16 protein-coding genes are annotated in these 16102 nt (G+C 37.6%); 5 read left to right on the forward strand and 11 right to left on the reverse strand.

Annotation, left to right across the window (positions count from 1 at the left end):
• Positions 1–40: 40 nt before the first annotated feature.
• The 6 genes from ABIE66_RS16700 to ABIE66_RS16725 form a co-directional block, all read right to left on the reverse strand.
• Entirely contained in the window at positions 41–1327 is a 1287-nt protein-coding gene (locus tag ABIE66_RS16700) for an ABC transporter substrate-binding protein (RefSeq protein WP_370015584.1), read from the reverse strand.
• 117 nt (positions 1328–1444) lie between these two features.
• Complete coding sequence (locus ABIE66_RS16705) at positions 1445–2431, reverse strand: SIS domain-containing protein (protein ID WP_370015585.1); 987 nt, start codon at positions 2429–2431, stop codon at positions 1445–1447.
• Between the two features lie 320 nt (positions 2432–2751).
• Positions 2752–3849 (reverse strand): GerAB/ArcD/ProY family transporter, encoded by a 1098-nt coding sequence (locus ABIE66_RS16710; protein ID WP_370015587.1) that lies wholly within the window; start codon positions 3847–3849, stop codon positions 2752–2754.
• Positions 3850–3867: 18 nt separating this feature from the next.
• A complete protein-coding gene (locus ABIE66_RS16715; RefSeq protein WP_370015588.1) occupies positions 3868–4101 on the reverse strand; it encodes a hypothetical protein in 234 nt (77 codons plus the stop codon).
• 6 nt (positions 4102–4107) lie between these two features.
• Positions 4108–5295, reverse strand: a complete 1188-nt coding sequence (locus ABIE66_RS16720; protein WP_370015589.1) for a Ger(x)C family spore germination protein — start codon at positions 5293–5295, stop codon at positions 4108–4110.
• Between the two features lie 25 nt (positions 5296–5320).
• Entirely contained in the window at positions 5321–7006 is a 1686-nt protein-coding gene (locus ABIE66_RS16725) for a spore germination protein (RefSeq protein ID WP_370015590.1), read from the reverse strand.
• A 194-nt stretch (positions 7007–7200) separates the two neighbouring features.
• On the opposite strand from ABIE66_RS16725, the gene ABIE66_RS16730 reads away from it, so the two are divergent.
• The 4 genes from ABIE66_RS16730 to ABIE66_RS16745 all read left to right on the forward strand — a co-directional run bounded on the left by ABIE66_RS16730 (position 7201) and on the right by ABIE66_RS16745 (position 9641).
• Entirely contained in the window at positions 7201–7560 is a 360-nt protein-coding gene (locus tag ABIE66_RS16730) for a GerAB/ArcD/ProY family transporter (RefSeq protein ID WP_370015592.1), read from the forward strand.
• Entirely contained in the window at positions 7539–8324 is a 786-nt protein-coding gene (locus tag ABIE66_RS16735) for a GerAB/ArcD/ProY family transporter (RefSeq protein ID WP_370015593.1), read from the forward strand. Before ABIE66_RS16730 ends, ABIE66_RS16735 begins: the two co-directional genes overlap by 22 nt.
• Before the next feature lie 154 nt (positions 8325–8478).
• Complete coding sequence (locus ABIE66_RS16740) at positions 8479–9045, forward strand: DUF2238 domain-containing protein (RefSeq protein ID WP_370015594.1); 567 nt, start codon at positions 8479–8481, stop codon at positions 9043–9045.
• A 20-nt stretch (positions 9046–9065) separates the two neighbouring features.
• Positions 9066–9641: a DUF2238 domain-containing protein gene (locus ABIE66_RS16745; protein ID WP_370015596.1), complete on the forward strand. Its 576-nt coding sequence runs from the start codon at positions 9066–9068 to the stop codon at positions 9639–9641.
• 106 nt (positions 9642–9747) lie between these two features.
• Here the strand turns inward: ABIE66_RS16745 and ABIE66_RS16750 are convergent, their stop codons facing one another.
• Positions 9748–10218: a hypothetical protein gene (locus ABIE66_RS16750; RefSeq protein ID WP_370015598.1), complete on the reverse strand. Its 471-nt coding sequence runs from the start codon at positions 10216–10218 to the stop codon at positions 9748–9750.
• Positions 10208–10588, reverse strand: a complete 381-nt coding sequence (locus tag ABIE66_RS16755) for a hypothetical protein (RefSeq protein ID WP_289325539.1) — start codon at positions 10586–10588, stop codon at positions 10208–10210. The genes ABIE66_RS16750 and ABIE66_RS16755 overlap by 11 nt, the downstream gene beginning before the upstream one ends.
• Positions 10589–11181: 593 nt before the next feature.
• Between ABIE66_RS16755 and ABIE66_RS16760 the strand changes: the two genes are divergently transcribed.
• Positions 11182–11628, forward strand: a complete 447-nt coding sequence (locus ABIE66_RS16760) for a DUF5392 family protein (protein ID WP_370015600.1) — start codon at positions 11182–11184, stop codon at positions 11626–11628.
• Positions 11629–11899: 271 nt separating this feature from the next.
• Here the strand turns inward: ABIE66_RS16760 and ABIE66_RS16765 are convergent, their stop codons facing one another.
• The 3 genes from ABIE66_RS16765 to ABIE66_RS16775 form a co-directional block, all read right to left on the reverse strand.
• Positions 11900–12934, reverse strand: coding sequence for an aromatic ring-hydroxylating oxygenase subunit alpha (locus tag ABIE66_RS16765; protein ID WP_289325541.1), 1035 nt, complete (start codon positions 12932–12934; stop codon positions 11900–11902).
• Between the two features lie 74 nt (positions 12935–13008).
• Positions 13009–14451: an aldehyde dehydrogenase family protein gene (locus tag ABIE66_RS16770; protein ID WP_370015602.1), complete on the reverse strand. Its 1443-nt coding sequence runs from the start codon at positions 14449–14451 to the stop codon at positions 13009–13011.
• A gap of 143 nt (positions 14452–14594) precedes the next feature.
• On the reverse strand, positions 14595–16022 hold the full coding sequence (locus ABIE66_RS16775) for an amino acid permease (protein WP_370015604.1): 1428 nt from the start codon (positions 16020–16022) through the stop codon (positions 14595–14597).
• Positions 16023–16102 lie beyond the last annotated feature (80 nt).

Here is a 16102-nt window from a genome sequence, read left to right on the forward strand (position 1 = left end):
AAAATATCACTCCCTTATAAAACGGAAAAATGGTCTTATCTTATTTTCCCGCTTCAATTCTGACAGTATCAGCAGCTTTTTGAACATCACGCATAATTTGTTTAGGTGTTTTATCTCCATTTAACATCATTTGGGTTCCTGTTAAATAGGCATCTGCAACACGTGCATCGATGCTCATGTCAAACCAAGGGGCCATTTCATTTGCATTTAAAATGCTTTGAACCGCTCCCAGCTGTTCTGGGGAAGAATTATTTTCATTCACTGTACCTTTAACCGCACTATACTTGCCCACATCAGTGACTAGTTTTTCTCCCATCTGTTTGCTGGTTAAAAACTTTAAAAATTCCATCGCTTCTTTTGGGTGCTTCGTCTTGGAAGATATCATAAAGCCCTCTGGCGATCCCGTTAGATTTGTTTGATTACCCTTTCCTCCTTCCACTTCAGGAAAGTTAAACATTCCAAGTTCAAACTTAGTGGGTCCAAATAGCTCAATTTCTGCCGTTTCTGAATAAAACATAGTGGCTTTACCATTTGAAAATTGCTGCCTTGCATATTCATGATCTATTGAATTCGTATTGTCATTAAAATAAGGTAACAACTCTTTGAATTTTTCAAGCGCTTTTATGTAGTCGCCATCCTTGAATTTTCCGGTTTTTCGATTATAATCCATTGTCAGCACCTCAGGACTAACAAGGCGTTGATTCAATGAGCCCACATAATGTGAAATTGTCCAAGTATCTTGACTACCGAATTGAAGGGCTGTATAGTCATTCTTTTTTAACACTTTTAATACGTCGATTAATTCATTCCATGTTTTAGGTGGGTGTATGTTCAATTCTTCGAAGACATCCTTGTTATAGAAAAACATTTTCCCATCCATTGTTACGGGGACACCATACACCTTTTTATTAAATGTATATGGTTTGACTTGGGATGGAACAAGTTGAGAAGACCATGTAGGATCGTTTTTATAATAAGAAGTTAAATCCAAAGCTTTATTGCCTCGCACAAACTGACTGGCAAATTCATCACTCCATGAGAAAAAAATATCAGGTGGATTATTTGTACCAGTCATTACTTTAATTTTGTCTTTATACGAATCGTTTAGCACTGCTTCGGTTTTAATATTGATATCGGGGTTTTGTTTTTCAAATTCTTTTACAACTTCATTAAAGTAAGTTTTTTCCGGCTCCTTTGGCCACCTATGAAAAAATGTCAAGGTAGTTTTTCCCACATCCAATTCTGAAGATGTTTTTTCACCAGAACATCCCACTAGCAATAAAGATAAACTTAAAAATGATGCTACGATAAGTATGATTTTTCTCAAGAATACCCCTCCTTTTAATAAGTGCTTTTATCATCAGGAAATTATACTATAATGTTATAAAACATTATAGTATAATTCGTAAATAAAATATACAGAATATTAAGTTTTCTTTAACTGTTAGTACTCTACTTTCCACATATAGCGCCTTTTGCTTAATGGATGATTACGTGCTTCGGCTAATTCTTCTGCATATTGACGTAATACACGATTTAAGATAAGCGGTGCAATATATCCTTTTACTTCTTCATCGATACCAGCAAGATCATACTGTTTTGCATCTAACACAGTAAGCTTTTTTCCATAACGCTGAGAAAAAGATAATGCTCTTTCTTCTAATGGTCTTGTTTCATCCAATCCTAAAAGAATGATAAACGGTACATTCTCGTCAATAATTTCGAATGGGCCATGGAAGTACTCACCAGCGTGAATGGCATGTGAGTGAATCCATTGCATTTCCATTAAGATACAAATACTAAAAGAATAGGCTGGACCATAGTTGGAACCACTTGCCATTGTATAGATAACAGGTTCGTTTGCATGAGTATGTCCGAATACTCTTGCTTTAGAAGCTTCTTGCTCTAGCGCTTTTTCATACACTGGCTGTAAGTTCTCTAAACTTGATACTAGTTTTCCAAACTTTTCATTGTTTTCAGCTATATGAAGAACACCAAAAACCAGTTGATATAAGACACTGAGGTTTGTATCAAAGGCGTTAACTTCATTACCCCATTCATATTTAATGAAGAGGTTCGAATTCTGGGCTAATGGAGATGCTGGTTCGTTCGTTAATGCCACTGTAAAAGCACCTTTACTTTTTGCAAACTTGGCAGCTTCTGCTGTTTCAGGAGTTGTTCCAGACATAGAGCATAAAATTACTAAAGATTCCTTCCCTAGTTGTTTTGGATCACGATGTATAAACTCATTTGAACTGTATAAATCCGAAGTTATATTTTTAGCTTCACGATCTAGTACATACTTAGCTGAATACATAATGGCAGAAGATCCCCCGCATGCTACAAAATAAATATTGTTAATTTTCCTGCCTTTTAATTGATCCAATACTGTTTTCACATTACCCTTTACGTTAATAACCGATTTACTCATTTTTCCACTCCCTTAAAGTTTGTATATAACATTATGTAATGTTATATATTGTTATATTAATTCATGAAGTTTCTTTAGTCAATATATTTGTCAGAATATTTATTTTTTTCAACCTTTTAAACATCATGAAACACTTTCAAATTGTGAATTATTCATCATAGTTCCTTTTCTTATCAAAAATTTACATGGTAAGTTAATTTGTTGCCTGTTTCGATTCGTTTACTGTTTGAGCTTCGGGTATACCTAGCATCAGCATCCACTGGGACATCCAATAATACACCTTAAGCTACTGGGAACCGTCAAAACTACCTATCTTTACATTAGGGCTTCTCTAATTTTTTTCTTATTTTTCCAACCATTAATAATAATAACGGCATAAAAAAACAAATGGTTAAGGAAAAAGGTGTCCAGGCTATAGACATAAAGTTTTGATAATGCACTATATCGGGATGCGAAAAGATTGTAAAAGTGAGAATTAGAAAAGCTAATGGGAAAAGAAGGATTTTGTAATTTTGCAGACCTAGCAATTGAGCTAGTCCTAAGGCGAGTCCATAAAAGCATATGGTCAACTTAAAATATTCTGTAAAAATCCAAATGAAGGCCACAATGACCTCGACCCTTTCAAAAAAATTACCAATGCTAATCCTCATCCCCAGTTTATAAGAAGGATAGGTTAGTCTTGTTGTATTATCAGCACCTAATACGAGGATACTGAAAATGATCACTAAGAATAGAACGAAGCCCCCTATTATAGTCCCTATATAAAAGTTTTTCTTCATTGCTGCCTTTTCGTTTACAAATGGTGTGATCATTAAAAAGAAAACAAGCTGTACATAAGGAAGTGCTAAAGAGTGATATGCCCCCTTCATTATCGGTTTCATGCCCCCTTCAAATATAGGCTGCATTTTTTCGATTTTGATATCAGGTATAAGAAATAAGAATAATATGAAAAGCAGCACTACAATCCACGGAAAAAAGATAATTGCAGTCCGGCAGATGACTTCTAATCCCAGCCGTGCACCAAACAAGCTTGTTAATATAAACAAAATCATTATCATTTGTATTGGTGTCTCAACCAGAACCTGTGTCGAAAAAAAATTCCCAATTTCACTAAGTAACGCCGAAGAAAGGTAATAAATATAAAGAAGAAAAAGCATGGCAGATATTTTCCCGATCCATTTCCCGAATATTTTTTCATTAACCTCTATATAAGTCATGGATGGATAAAGTGAGGCAAGTTTGTTATATAAGAAAACGAAACATAAACCAAAGAGAGTTGCAATAATATAGGCAATCCAGCCATCCTGTTTTGCAAATGAGACAAGTACGGAAGGTAAAGTGAGGATCGCTCCTCCTATTGTGAATATGATGACTAATATTAGAAATTCACCAGAGCTAATTTTTCCTTTTTCGAGCATACTCGGTAAGACACCTCCCTAAGATAGAATACGATCCATGAAATGAGCGAGTGGACTATATATTTTTGTTATCCAGTCTATAGGAGTGGGAATGGTAATATCCTTGATTATTAAAATACTCAACGTCATACCAATTAAAAGCAATAATATAAAAATGATAATTTCCCTCCAGCATTTCTTTTTAAGAAGTGGAGGAATTTCGAAAAATGAAATTAAAGCTCCAGTACACACTGTTCCAATGATTGCCCACATTGATCATTACTCCTCAATATCTTTTTGAAAGGATTCTGATATGGTGCCCAAATTGCGAATCTTTGCTTTAACGGTTACATTCACTTCCAGATTTGCGAATTCCTGTTCCCAATTTTTTTCTAAACGTTTCCAAGCTTTGGGATCGATCCTATGAATTTCTTCACCAAAACCGAAGATGTCACTTTGATACTTCTCTTGAAGCGTTTTGATCGATCCTTCTATTTTACCTTTAATATTTTTTCCATATCTTTCATTCAATTCTTTGATTTTTTCCGGTTTGGTTAAGTCCATTTTGCATTCTACTTCACCTATACTCCCTTCTGACGTGACATTTATATCAATTTTCGGTTTTCCTTTTTCCATTTCCCCCTTAATTTTCGTTTTTGACCTATTCGTGTTGATCGTAATTTGCTCACCTTCACATGGAATGGTTACCGCCGTAGACTTAACATGATCTGTAATGTAGGTAACACCTTTACTGTCGTTCTTATTTAACCAGCCGACCAGTTTATCTTTCTTGAATACTCCAAGATAGTCCAATCGCAAACCGGATTTCGGGGAAATATTTTGTGCATTCGTCACATTGCTTCCGGATTCGGGATCACCATAAACGTATATCCCCGTTAGCATGGCCTCTTTACCGTTACTGACCATACTGCTGACCAGTTCATCCAAAGTGACCGTCCTTGTCGGTGCCCACCTGCTCTCTGAATTTTCCAAGGAGTCAAAAACTTTATTTGCCGGTATTTTTTCAAGAGCAGTTTGCACATTAAGCGTATCATAAGCAGTTGAACCCTTCGCAACTGTCATATAAAAATCCGAACGCATCTCCTTTTGTCGGGAAAGGACATCCAGAGGTTTCGCAATTCCTGCCCTGGCCATTTCCTCACCAAAGACAACCTCACGAAGATGGGATACATAAATCCTTCTTGGTACATCAGTTGATAAGCCCCTTATTGCTTCAAAAATGGTTGCACCGCTTTTCCTGAAGGTCACAACTTCCGTGCGACCAGACCTGGCATCACCTGCCAGCTCACTCGAATTTAGAACTTGGACGGTTACAAGATATCCATCTTCTGTTTTGTCAATTCCCATGGCAGTAACGATGGCTAGTTCATTCAACTCAATGCTGCTCCAACAGCCGGATAAACAAATTATAGGTAATATTAAAAATACCTTTAACATTTTTTGCATCGTGAACCCTCATAATCTCATCATTTTATCTAGGTGGTTTCGGAGAACTGACATCTCCTCTGTCTGTATCATTTTTACCGATCAAACGAGGCCGCTTTAATAATGACCAATGCGGCATCCTTATGATGTTGTCTTTTTGATCCTGTAAAATAAATGGTGCATTTGGAGCTAAATATGGTAATCCAAAAGATCGTATGCTATTTAAATGAAGGACCATCACGATCAGACCCAATATGATCCCGTATAATCCAAAAGTAGCAGCAAGGATCATAAACAAGAATCGAAGCATCCGAAAAGCCATGGCCATACTATTGGATGGGAACACAAAGCTGCAGATAGCTGTTAAGGACACGATGATAACCATCGTTGCAGAAACGAACCCTGCTTCGACAGCAGCCTGCCCAATAACTAATGCACCTACGATGGAAATGGATGAACCAATTGCCCTAGGCATCCGCACACCTGCCTCACGCAAGATTTCAAACACAACCTCCATCAGCATCGCTTCTACAAAAGCTGGAAATGGAACACCCTCTCGTTGTGAAGCCAGACTTATGAGCAAAGGTGTAGGTAGCATTTCTTGATGAAAGGTTGAGACAGCTACATAAAGTGACGGTGTAAGCAATGCAAGGAAAAAGGATAAATACCGTAATATTCGAATTAATGTTGCAATATCCGCCCGTTGATAATAGTCTTCGCTGGACTGGAAAAAATGCACCATCAGTGCTGGGATGACAAGGACAAATGGCGTTCCGTCAACGAGAATCGCAATCCTTCCTTCTAAAATTGCAGAGGCTACAGCATCAGGACGTTCCGTATTATAAACGGTTGGAAAAGGAGTGTATACTTCATCCTGGATAAGCTCTTCAATGTAGCCACTCTCAAGAATGGCATCTATATTGATTCGATTTAACCGGCTTTGTAATTCTGAAACCGTTTTATCATTGGCAACACCCTTTAAATACATAATTGCAACATCTGTTTGCGTTTTTTCTCCAATCTGTTTTGTTTCAAGCCATAGGTTAGGATCTTTTATTCTACGGCGTATTAAAGCTGTATTTGTTCGCAGCGTTTCAGTAAACCCATCCTTTGGTCCCCTTACTACTGTTTGTGAGGAAGGTTCCTGAACTCCGCGATCGACCCAGTCTCTTGAGCCGAGTGCTATTCCTATTGGGGAGCCGTCCATCAATAACATTGTGTCTCCCGATAAAACATGATGAAAAAGTTTTTGAAACTCAGTTATTTCCACTATTCCCCCTACAGGCAGCGAATGTGATTTTATCATTTCAAAACAGTCAGAGGGATTAAGGACCTTTACGTCCAAGTCCGAGTTCCGAATTTCCACCATCAAAGTGTCGAGGATAAAATCTTGGATTGATGCTGAATCAGTTAATCCATCGGTGTAAACGATGCCTAATTTAATCTCCCCATTTTTACCTGCTTGAAAATCCCTTGTGACTATGTCTGAACTATTTCCTAACGTTTTCTTAATATGGTCTAAATTAAATTGAAGATCAGAAGATATAAGTTTGGTATGATCATTATTTGAGTCTTGACTTCGGTTTTTGGCTTGAAGTGTTTGATTATTTTTTTCAGTTTTGCTTGAGTTTGGATTTCCGCTCTGATTTAGGTCTGCATGTTGTTTTTTATTATTTACTGATTGTTTATCTTCAATTAACTTCTTCAATGGGATAGGAACTCGAGATTTCAATGCTAACCCCCTCTAATCAAAAGCATGTTAAAAATATGTTTTCACCTTGGATGCAATTATATCCATTCAAATAAAATTATTGTAATGATCATTAATTGTTTCAAATTAATATGGCTATTTGAATAACTTGAACATAAAATGGCCAAAACTAAGGAGTATTAAAAAGGAAGGAACAAACAAAAAGGTGAATCAGAATGCCTAGTAGTTTCAAAATTTCATCACATCAATTGATGATTTTAATCCTTTTGTATTCGGTTGGAACGGTTATTTTACATACTCCTTCTCCTTTAGCTGGTTTTGCAAAGCAGGATGCGTGGCTTGCTGCATTACTTGGCACAGGAGTTGCTTTAATTTTTGTATGGTTCTTCATCAGAGTGGGAAATTTATATCCTGATCTCGCTTTAGATCAAATAAATGAAAAGGTTTTCGGCAGGTTATTAGGAAAGGTAATTAACCTCACATTTTTTTCTGGTCTTTTTCCACCGCTGCCGAGACCACTTATTATGTGGGGAATTTCATTAAAACTTTTTGGATGCCGGATACACCACTTGTAGCATTGAATATATTGTTAGCTGTAGTAGTGATCTTGACAGCTCGCCTTGGTATTGAAACTTTTACACGCACATTGGAAATTTTCTTCATACCTGTTCTAATATTACTTACTATTTTTTTAATTTCTGTCATACCTCAAGCGAATGTTCAAAACATACATCCAGTATTAGAGAATGGCGCCAAACCTCTTATACGTGCGACACTTTTTTACGTCAGCGTATTCACGCTGTCTCCCGTTATGTTTTTAATGATTTTCCCTTCAAAAGTCAATGAAAGTAAAAAAGGGGGAAAAGCTTTTTATATTGGGACATTGATTGGAGGAATCATTTTAACCCTTGTTATCATGCTGGATATCTTGGTTCTTGGGCCCGATACCACAGCAAGAAATATTGCGCCAAGTTATACGATGGCAAAAAAAATAAATGTAGGGAATTTCCTGACGCGAATCGAAGCTATAATTGCTACGATTTGGATCATTACAACCTATACCAGAACGGTGTTGTATTTTTATGTATCGGTTGTGGTATTTGCAAATATATTTAATATAAAAGATTATCGTCCATTTACTACAGTATTAGGGATGATCATGATTCTTTCTTCATTATTTATTTTTCCAACGGTCCAATCATCCGGGGAATTCAATAAAAATATTTGGTTTTTTTATGCATTAACTTTTGGTCTGGTCATGCCTTTATCATTGCTAATCATGGTTAAAATTAAAAAAATGATTAAAAAGCTTCAGCAAAGACCAAAATCAACTTTTTAATAACTAATTACCCTGAGATTGAAATCGAGACTATTATCAGAAAGCACCTCTCCAGCCAGAGTTAGCTGCTTATAAAGATCTATATCAGATAATGACGGTTGCATTAAGAATAAATTGGATATGATCGTAATGAAGTTACGAATGAGGTGATATATTGAAACATAAAATAATCATTATACTTAGTCTGGTTTTTATAGTATTCATGACTGTTTTACTCATCTTTTACCTCATAAAAGATGATTCTTCCCGATGGATGGTAGCTTTAGGGGGAATATTAGTAAGTGCGTTGCCCATTTCATTACTATTTGTGAAAAATAATCCTTTTAACATTCCAATCATAATCGGTTATTATGTTTTTGTTTTCTGTACGACATTTTTAGGGTCAATCGCAAATTTTTATGTGGATTTAAAATGGTGGGACTCTACCCTTCACTTCTACAAGGGTATTTTCGTGGGTTTTGTTGGAATTGCTCTTTATAAAAAATTCATTCCTCAAAAGTCGAGAAAAGATATATCAAGCTGGGTCCCCTTTCTTTTTGTACTCTCACTTGCAGTCCTTGCCACTGTCCTTTGGGAAGTCTATGAGTATGTAGGTGATCTAACTTTTACTCATACCATGCAGCGAGGCGGTAATAAGGATACCATGTACGATATAATTTGCGGTCTTATCGGTGGTCTGCTTATCTCCAGTTATTCCTGTATAAAAAAATCAAAATTATAATGATTTGTTGAGGTAATCATATGAATAGAAAGCTAGTTATTTTATTAAGTTTAGTGTATGTCCTTTTCATGGCGGCTTTATCTATCTTTTACTATACAACCGATGAAACATTCAAATCCCTGGTTTCGATAGGAGGAGTGGCATGTGGAGCAATTCCCCTTCTATTGGCCCTATTTACCAAGCTTCAATTCAATCTGCCAATTATCATTTCCTATTTAGTCTTCTTATTCGGTTCACAATATTTAGGATCTATTTTAGGCTGGTATGGTCTGGGGTGGTGGGACACACTCTTACATTTACTAAGCGGATCCCTTCTTGCTTTTACAGGTATTGCTTTATATGAACGTTTAATATACAGAAATGCAGGTAAAGAGATATCTCCTTGGTTTGTCTTTTTGTTTACCCTCTCTTTCTCAGCACTTGGTGGTGTTATATGGGAGATCTACGAATTTGGTTCCGATCAATTATTCGGAATGACATTACAAGGCGGGGGAAATAAAGATACAATGATAGATTTGATCGCGGATACTGTTGGAGGTCTTATCATTGCAGTGTGGGCCGGAGTTCGGACAAAGGTTAAGGTAAAGAAAACTTGAAAATTACACTTGGTTTAATCAGATCTTTTTTCTTATTGTTAACGTTTTGCTTCAAAAAAGTTGACTGCATATAAAAAACGACCATCATATGGATGGTCGTTTTTTGTCATTTAAATATGATAGATATGATCTTTTCCGTCGTCATCTCACTATCTACCACGTATGTTCCAGGACGTAATCCGTTGGCCTTGCCTTTCTTTTCAACCTCATCAGAAAACCCATAGGCATTCTTAATGACTTTTGCTTTTTGAAGGTTTTTACCCACATCGATGCTTGTCGAGCCTTTAGACACTGTCAGAACTGTACGGTATATGATTTTTTCTGTTGGTTCTTTTACAGTTTCTTTTTCCGCTTCCGCTTTATCTTTAATTGCCTCTGCTTCAGCAATCTGATCTTCCCATTCTTTTTCGGAATGTATGACATACCCTTCAGAAGCCAGGGACTCTTTCATATCATCTTCCGATAGTTTCTCTGATGTACCGGTCGCTTCACCTGGAACAAAGAAGTACACTGCACCGCACAAACCTGCTGCAACAATAAGGCCTCCGGCAAAGCTGCGCATTGATTTAGATGTCATTGGCCACTTTACTCCTTTCATTCTTCGTTTTAATGTAAGGAGTAAGCAAGTTTTCTATCTCATTTTCTGTCTGTTTTGTTTTCAGTGCGATGCTTTCGAATGAATAGCCTCGCTTATGTAGGTCGAGTACTTCACGCAACAAGCTCCGCTTTTCGGAAGACATTGCAAGAATGCCTGCTTCTTGCACCGTAATTTCAGCATCTATCTCGATGTTCCTGATTTTTTCCTGTAATACATTCATTTCATCCCCAAAAGTGCTAGCAATCTGCTCCAATTGACTGTCCACTTTTACAGAATCCTTTTTAATAAACGATAAAATGAACAGTAAAACTGCTGCACCAAACAAAATGACTAGAGCCCATTCCATCATTCTATGTCCCTCCTTAATCTTTGAAACTATTATCTCGCTTTCTAATTATATATTGATTTGTACCAAAACTCGATTTAAATGAACAAAATACCACAATAGTCACGTATTTATGACAAAAAAAGGCGCGAGATGGCCATCCATAAATATTAATAATGAAAAAACGAAATGTAAGGTTTCCATTTGAGGACTATTTTACCATATTTCATTCATTATTTATACCTTTGTTAAGATATTATGGCAAAGGATATTTGTTTGTCCCTTAACATACTGCCAGTTCCAAATAGAGCCCGGACAATGGAATGGATAATGCCTTGTCCTTAGATAAGTGCTCCAACTTTCAACTGGATTCAAATAATGAGAAAAAGCTAAGTATAAGTTTAGCTCATGAAAATAACTGCAGCACCCCTATTAGTCATGGCCCCTGTTGCTTCACCTTCTCTTTTACTTTTCCCTTAAAGGATTCCAAGATGTATATTAAATGACAAATGCATTTCCAAAAGATAAGATTATACTATTAGGTTCCTTTTCCTGTTTCATTAAATAGATGAGATTTTTAATAGCATATACTTTTTGGAGGTAATAAGGAGGAAACAATGAATATTAAAATAAATAAAATACCGGGTTTCATGCAAGCCGAAATCGAACAACTTCAATCATCATTATCCCCATTGTTGAAGAAAAATTTGAAATACGGATTTTTTTCGACGGTGATGATAGGCTTTTCCATCATTAACCTTTTTTTCCTTTTATTTAAGAGCGAATCCTTACTCATTTCGAAAACCGCACTTGGAATCTATGCATTGGTGGGAGCTGTAGGATTTGCCCTATTAAAAGAAAACAAGCACAACCAAAAAGAAATAGTGAAAATGAGTCAAAAATATATGTTGGAGAGAATCAAAAAAAGCAACTATTTAACAGATGCCAGAAAAAGTAATTACTTTAAAAGGGTAAATGAGCATCCGCTATCTGCCATGAATGTTTTTATTGAGTTTCTTGCCGAGGAACAACAAAGGAAGAACAAATCCTCACACAATGAGTAAATACAAAAAAAAGTTCGTGAATTTTTATAACTTTATCGGTCGTTGAAATAAGTTAACAAACGATTAGCGCATTTAAAAAACAACTCAACCAGTATGCTCGGGTAGACTTCCGATTCACACTGGTTGGTTGCTTCGCTTTTAAACTTCTACTTATTCGGGCAAGACCACTTTACGATAGATTCCTGCCAAAAAAGGTTGAATAAAATATCTTGCAAATTCTCTGTATCAACGTTTCTTAAATGACGTTTATTTCAATTGGGCTGCACAATAATTAGTCATGGAGGTTCTTATCAATAAGTTCATGAAAATAGACTGCAGCATGTTCAGTTGGAGAAAAGATACCATTTGTAAACGCCTGAGAACTTAATCCTTTTTGTAATTTTTCCACAAGTTCAAAATCTTCCTGGCGTACTTGATCAACGAAATTAAAATATTCTTCTTTTTCTATTGTTGTTTTTTCATTAAGGGAATAATCACGATAAATACCTAGCGACGTCTCTGCATCAACAGGTATTACTTGAATGGTATTCACATTTCCGTCTCCTGGATAAACGTTAATCATCATATTTGGCCAAATCCAATAAAAGCGCGCTTGGTCACCTTCAGAATTCTTGCTTGCTGTCATATATTGATAGGTGAATTTGTCGTGTGTCGTTGTGCAAAAGTTCGCTAGATCAAAAGATTTTGCAAAGCCTGGATGAGCAATGGAACAATGGTCACATTCAAGGTAGTTGTCAACAACAGCTTTCCAATTAGCCTTAACTACACGCCGGGTTTCCCTAACTAGTTTTAGAGAATGAAAGAAGTGATACTCTTTCATTTCCTCTAGAAATTCCTGATATGCTTCTGCCAAGGAAGGTGCATTTTTGTCTAGATTGACAAAAATCATAGCATTCTGAACTTCTAAACGAATGGATTTCATACAACTGTGTACTCCCAATTGATTCGTTTTAAAATTAGGAGCTCTATTTACATTTCCATCTAATTTGAATGTCCATCCATGGTATCCACATTGTAAAACTTTTTTATTTCCTTTATCAGAGTTTTCCACTTTCATTCCACGATGAGGACAAATATTATAGAAAGCACGCAGTTCTCCATCAGTTCCGTGAGAAACGATAATAGGCTCTCCGGCGACATCTAAAGTCAAGAAGTCGCCTACTTTTTCAACTTGACTGGCATGCCCCACCAATATCCAATTTTTCCTAAAAATCTTTTTTCTTTCTTCATTAAATACCTCTGGATCAACATACCGTGAATAAGGTAATGTTGGGCTAAACTGTACATTTTCTTTTTTCGTAGTCATATCGAAAATCCCTCCAGATAATTAGCTAATTTTTTAAAGTTCAACGCTTAATACTTACTATTTTCAATTTCCAGTTATATCCGATCCATATAGACTGTCTTGACCTCTGTATAGAATTCAACAGCACTCTTTCCTTGTTCACGGCTGCCTGCACTTGAATTTTTACATCCGCCAAATGGCATTTGCGGTTCGGTTCCTGCTGTTTCCGAATTGACATGTACAAGACCCACTTCGACATCTTCAATAAACCGTTGAGCAGACGTTAAATTATTCGTACAAATTGCTGCGCTCAATCCATACTCTGTATCATTCGCCATCATAACTGCTTCCTCATAGTTTCCGGCCTTAAAAAGAGCGATGACTGGCCCAAATATTTCTTCCCGTGCAATGCGGGCATGTTGAGGAACATTTTCAAAGATAGCCGGCCTGACATAAAAACCGTTCGCCAATTCCTCTTCTGTCGGAATCTCTCCTCCACACAAAAGCGTCGCTTCTGATTTCCCAGCATCAATCATATCAAGCACACCATCGCGTTGTGATCTAGATACAGCAGGACCGATATATGTTTCTTCATTGAGCGGGTCGCCCACTTTTAATTCTTTCGTACGCGCGACAAGACGTTCACGGAAAGCCTCGTAAATTCCTTCTTCCACAATCACCCTACTAGTTGCTGTGCATTTTTGCCCCGTGGATTTAAAAGCTCCTCCTACAGCAATTTCAACTGCTTTTTCAAGATCAGCATCAGCGAGGACGACGAGCGGGTTTTTCCCTCCCATTTCCACTTGCACTTTCTTCCCATGTTCAATGGCCTGTTTTTGAATTTGCTGACCTACTTGATTCGAGCCGGTAAAAGATATAGCCTTCACATCCGGATGTTCCACCAATGCAGCACCAATGATGGAACCTCTTCCGAACACACAATTAATGACACCAGCTGGAAGACCGGCTTCATCTAATGCTTTCATCACATGATAGACAGACTTAGGTGTAAGATCAGCCGGTTTAATCACGACTGTATTCCCGTAAATCAGGGCCGGCGCCAATTTCCATACAGGGATGGCAATAGGAAAGTTCCATGGTGTAATCAATCCCACCGGACCGAGCGGAGTGCGAGTAGTGTACAAAAATGTATTGGCATTAGTTGAAGGAATTACTTCCCCAAGTGGCTGCCGAGCTTCAGCAGCATAATATTCAAGTATGCTAGCGGCACGGTTGGCTTCCCCCATCCCTTCCAAGAATGTTTTCCCTTCTTCCTTTATCAAATCCTGACCTACTTCCTGCACATTCTTTTTCAAAATATCAGCTGCTTTCTGCAAGTATGAAGCCCGTTGCTGAAACGACAGTTTTTTCCAATCTGGAAATGCATTTTTTGCGGCTGCAACTGCATCATGTAAATCAGCCGCCGCACTAGATGGAAATTCCCCTAAATTTTCTCCATTATGGGGACTAAGATTTTCCTTATACTCCCCTGTAGTTGGTTCTTGCCATTTTCCATTAATATAATTTAAGTAACGCATACAATTTCCTCCCGCATTCTATTTTTCTACATCTTGATTAAAGATTTGATTATTACTAGAATCTTCTAAAATGAATTCTTCCACATTTGGTTCATACTCGAATTGTGGCACGTTTTCTTTTGTCGGAGTATTAAGAATAATTTCTATTGAACGAAATCATTTTGCTGTTCATTTGATAAGGTAGGCACATCTACCTTCCTTCTCGTATATCTAAAATAGTAAAATATATAGCAAGCAGTGACGAAACCTAATCCCCAATACAACGAAGTGCGCTGTGTCGGATCATATGCCGTGAACACGAAAATACCTAGACACATAAGGATGCAGAGAATCGGGGCAAAAGGGAAGAAAGGTACTCTATACTTCAGATTTTCCACCTTTCCGCCCTCTCTGATATACTGCTTACGGAATCTGTACTGTGCGAACGCAATCGCCATCCAAGTAAGTACCCCTCCAACCCCACTTATAGAAAGTAACACAACAAATAACGTTTCTTCCGCTACTACACTAGTAAGTAACGACAGCAAGGCAAAGAACAGAGTGACGAGTAAAGCGTTAATGGGTACACCGCGCCGATTGAGCTTTCCAAATGAGGAATGCGCCATACCGTTTTGAGAAAGGGAGAAAAGGATTCTGGTACAAGCAAACAGACCCGTATTCCCAACAGAGAGCACCGCCGTCAAAATCACGAAATTCATAATGTCAGCGGCATAAGGAATACCTACCATTTCAAAAACGGTAACGAAAGGGCTTTCCAGCACCCCAGCTTCTTGCCACGGAACGATAGCCGACAGAACAAAGATTGCTAGAACATAGAAAAGCAGCACACGTATTACGATGTTACGAATCGCTCTCGGAATGCTTTGTTGCGGGTTTTCCGTCTCTCCTGCTGCAACCCCCATGATTTCCGATCCCTGGAATGCGTATACGACCGTCATCATTGATATAAACACACCCGTGAATCCTGTAGGGAATAGTCCATCACCTATAAAATTGGAAAAAAACGGAGCAGGTTGAGCATCCATATGAATCAATCCAAACATTGCGGCCACACCGATAATTATGAACAGAATAACGGCAAGTACTTTAATCCCTGAGAACCAGTACTCTGTCTCAGCGAAACTTCTCGTTGTTAAAGCATTTATGGTGAACAAAAGTACGGTAAATATCACACACCATATCCATACTGGTATATCAGGAAACCATCTAGTCATGAGCAAACCAGCCGCCACAAATTCCAAGCCTACGTAAAGAGCCCAGCTCAGCCAGTAAATCCAGCCGATGACAAATCCAGTGGCGGGTCCGATAAATTTTGTTGCATGGACCTGAAAGGAACCTGAAACTGGCATCACTACCGATAATTCACCGAGACAAATCATCGCCAAGTACATTAATAAACCACCGACCAAATAGGCAACAATCGCTCCTCCGGGTCCAGCTTCACCGATCGCATATCCTGATCCCAGGAAAAGACCTGTTCCAATTACCCCACCTAAGGAGAGCATGAATAAATGTCTACTCTTCATCGAACGCTGTAATTCCTTTGGCTGATTTTCATGTTTTGTTTCCATGAATGCCCCCCTTTCTGATTGATAAACTGCCCCATACACTGATTAACACAAGTTATAGAGAGTTCCCATTATTCTGAAAA

The sequence above is a fragment of the Peribacillus sp. B2I2 genome (assembly GCF_041261685.1).
GTDB lineage: Bacteria > Bacillota > Bacilli > Bacillales > DSM-1321 > Peribacillus.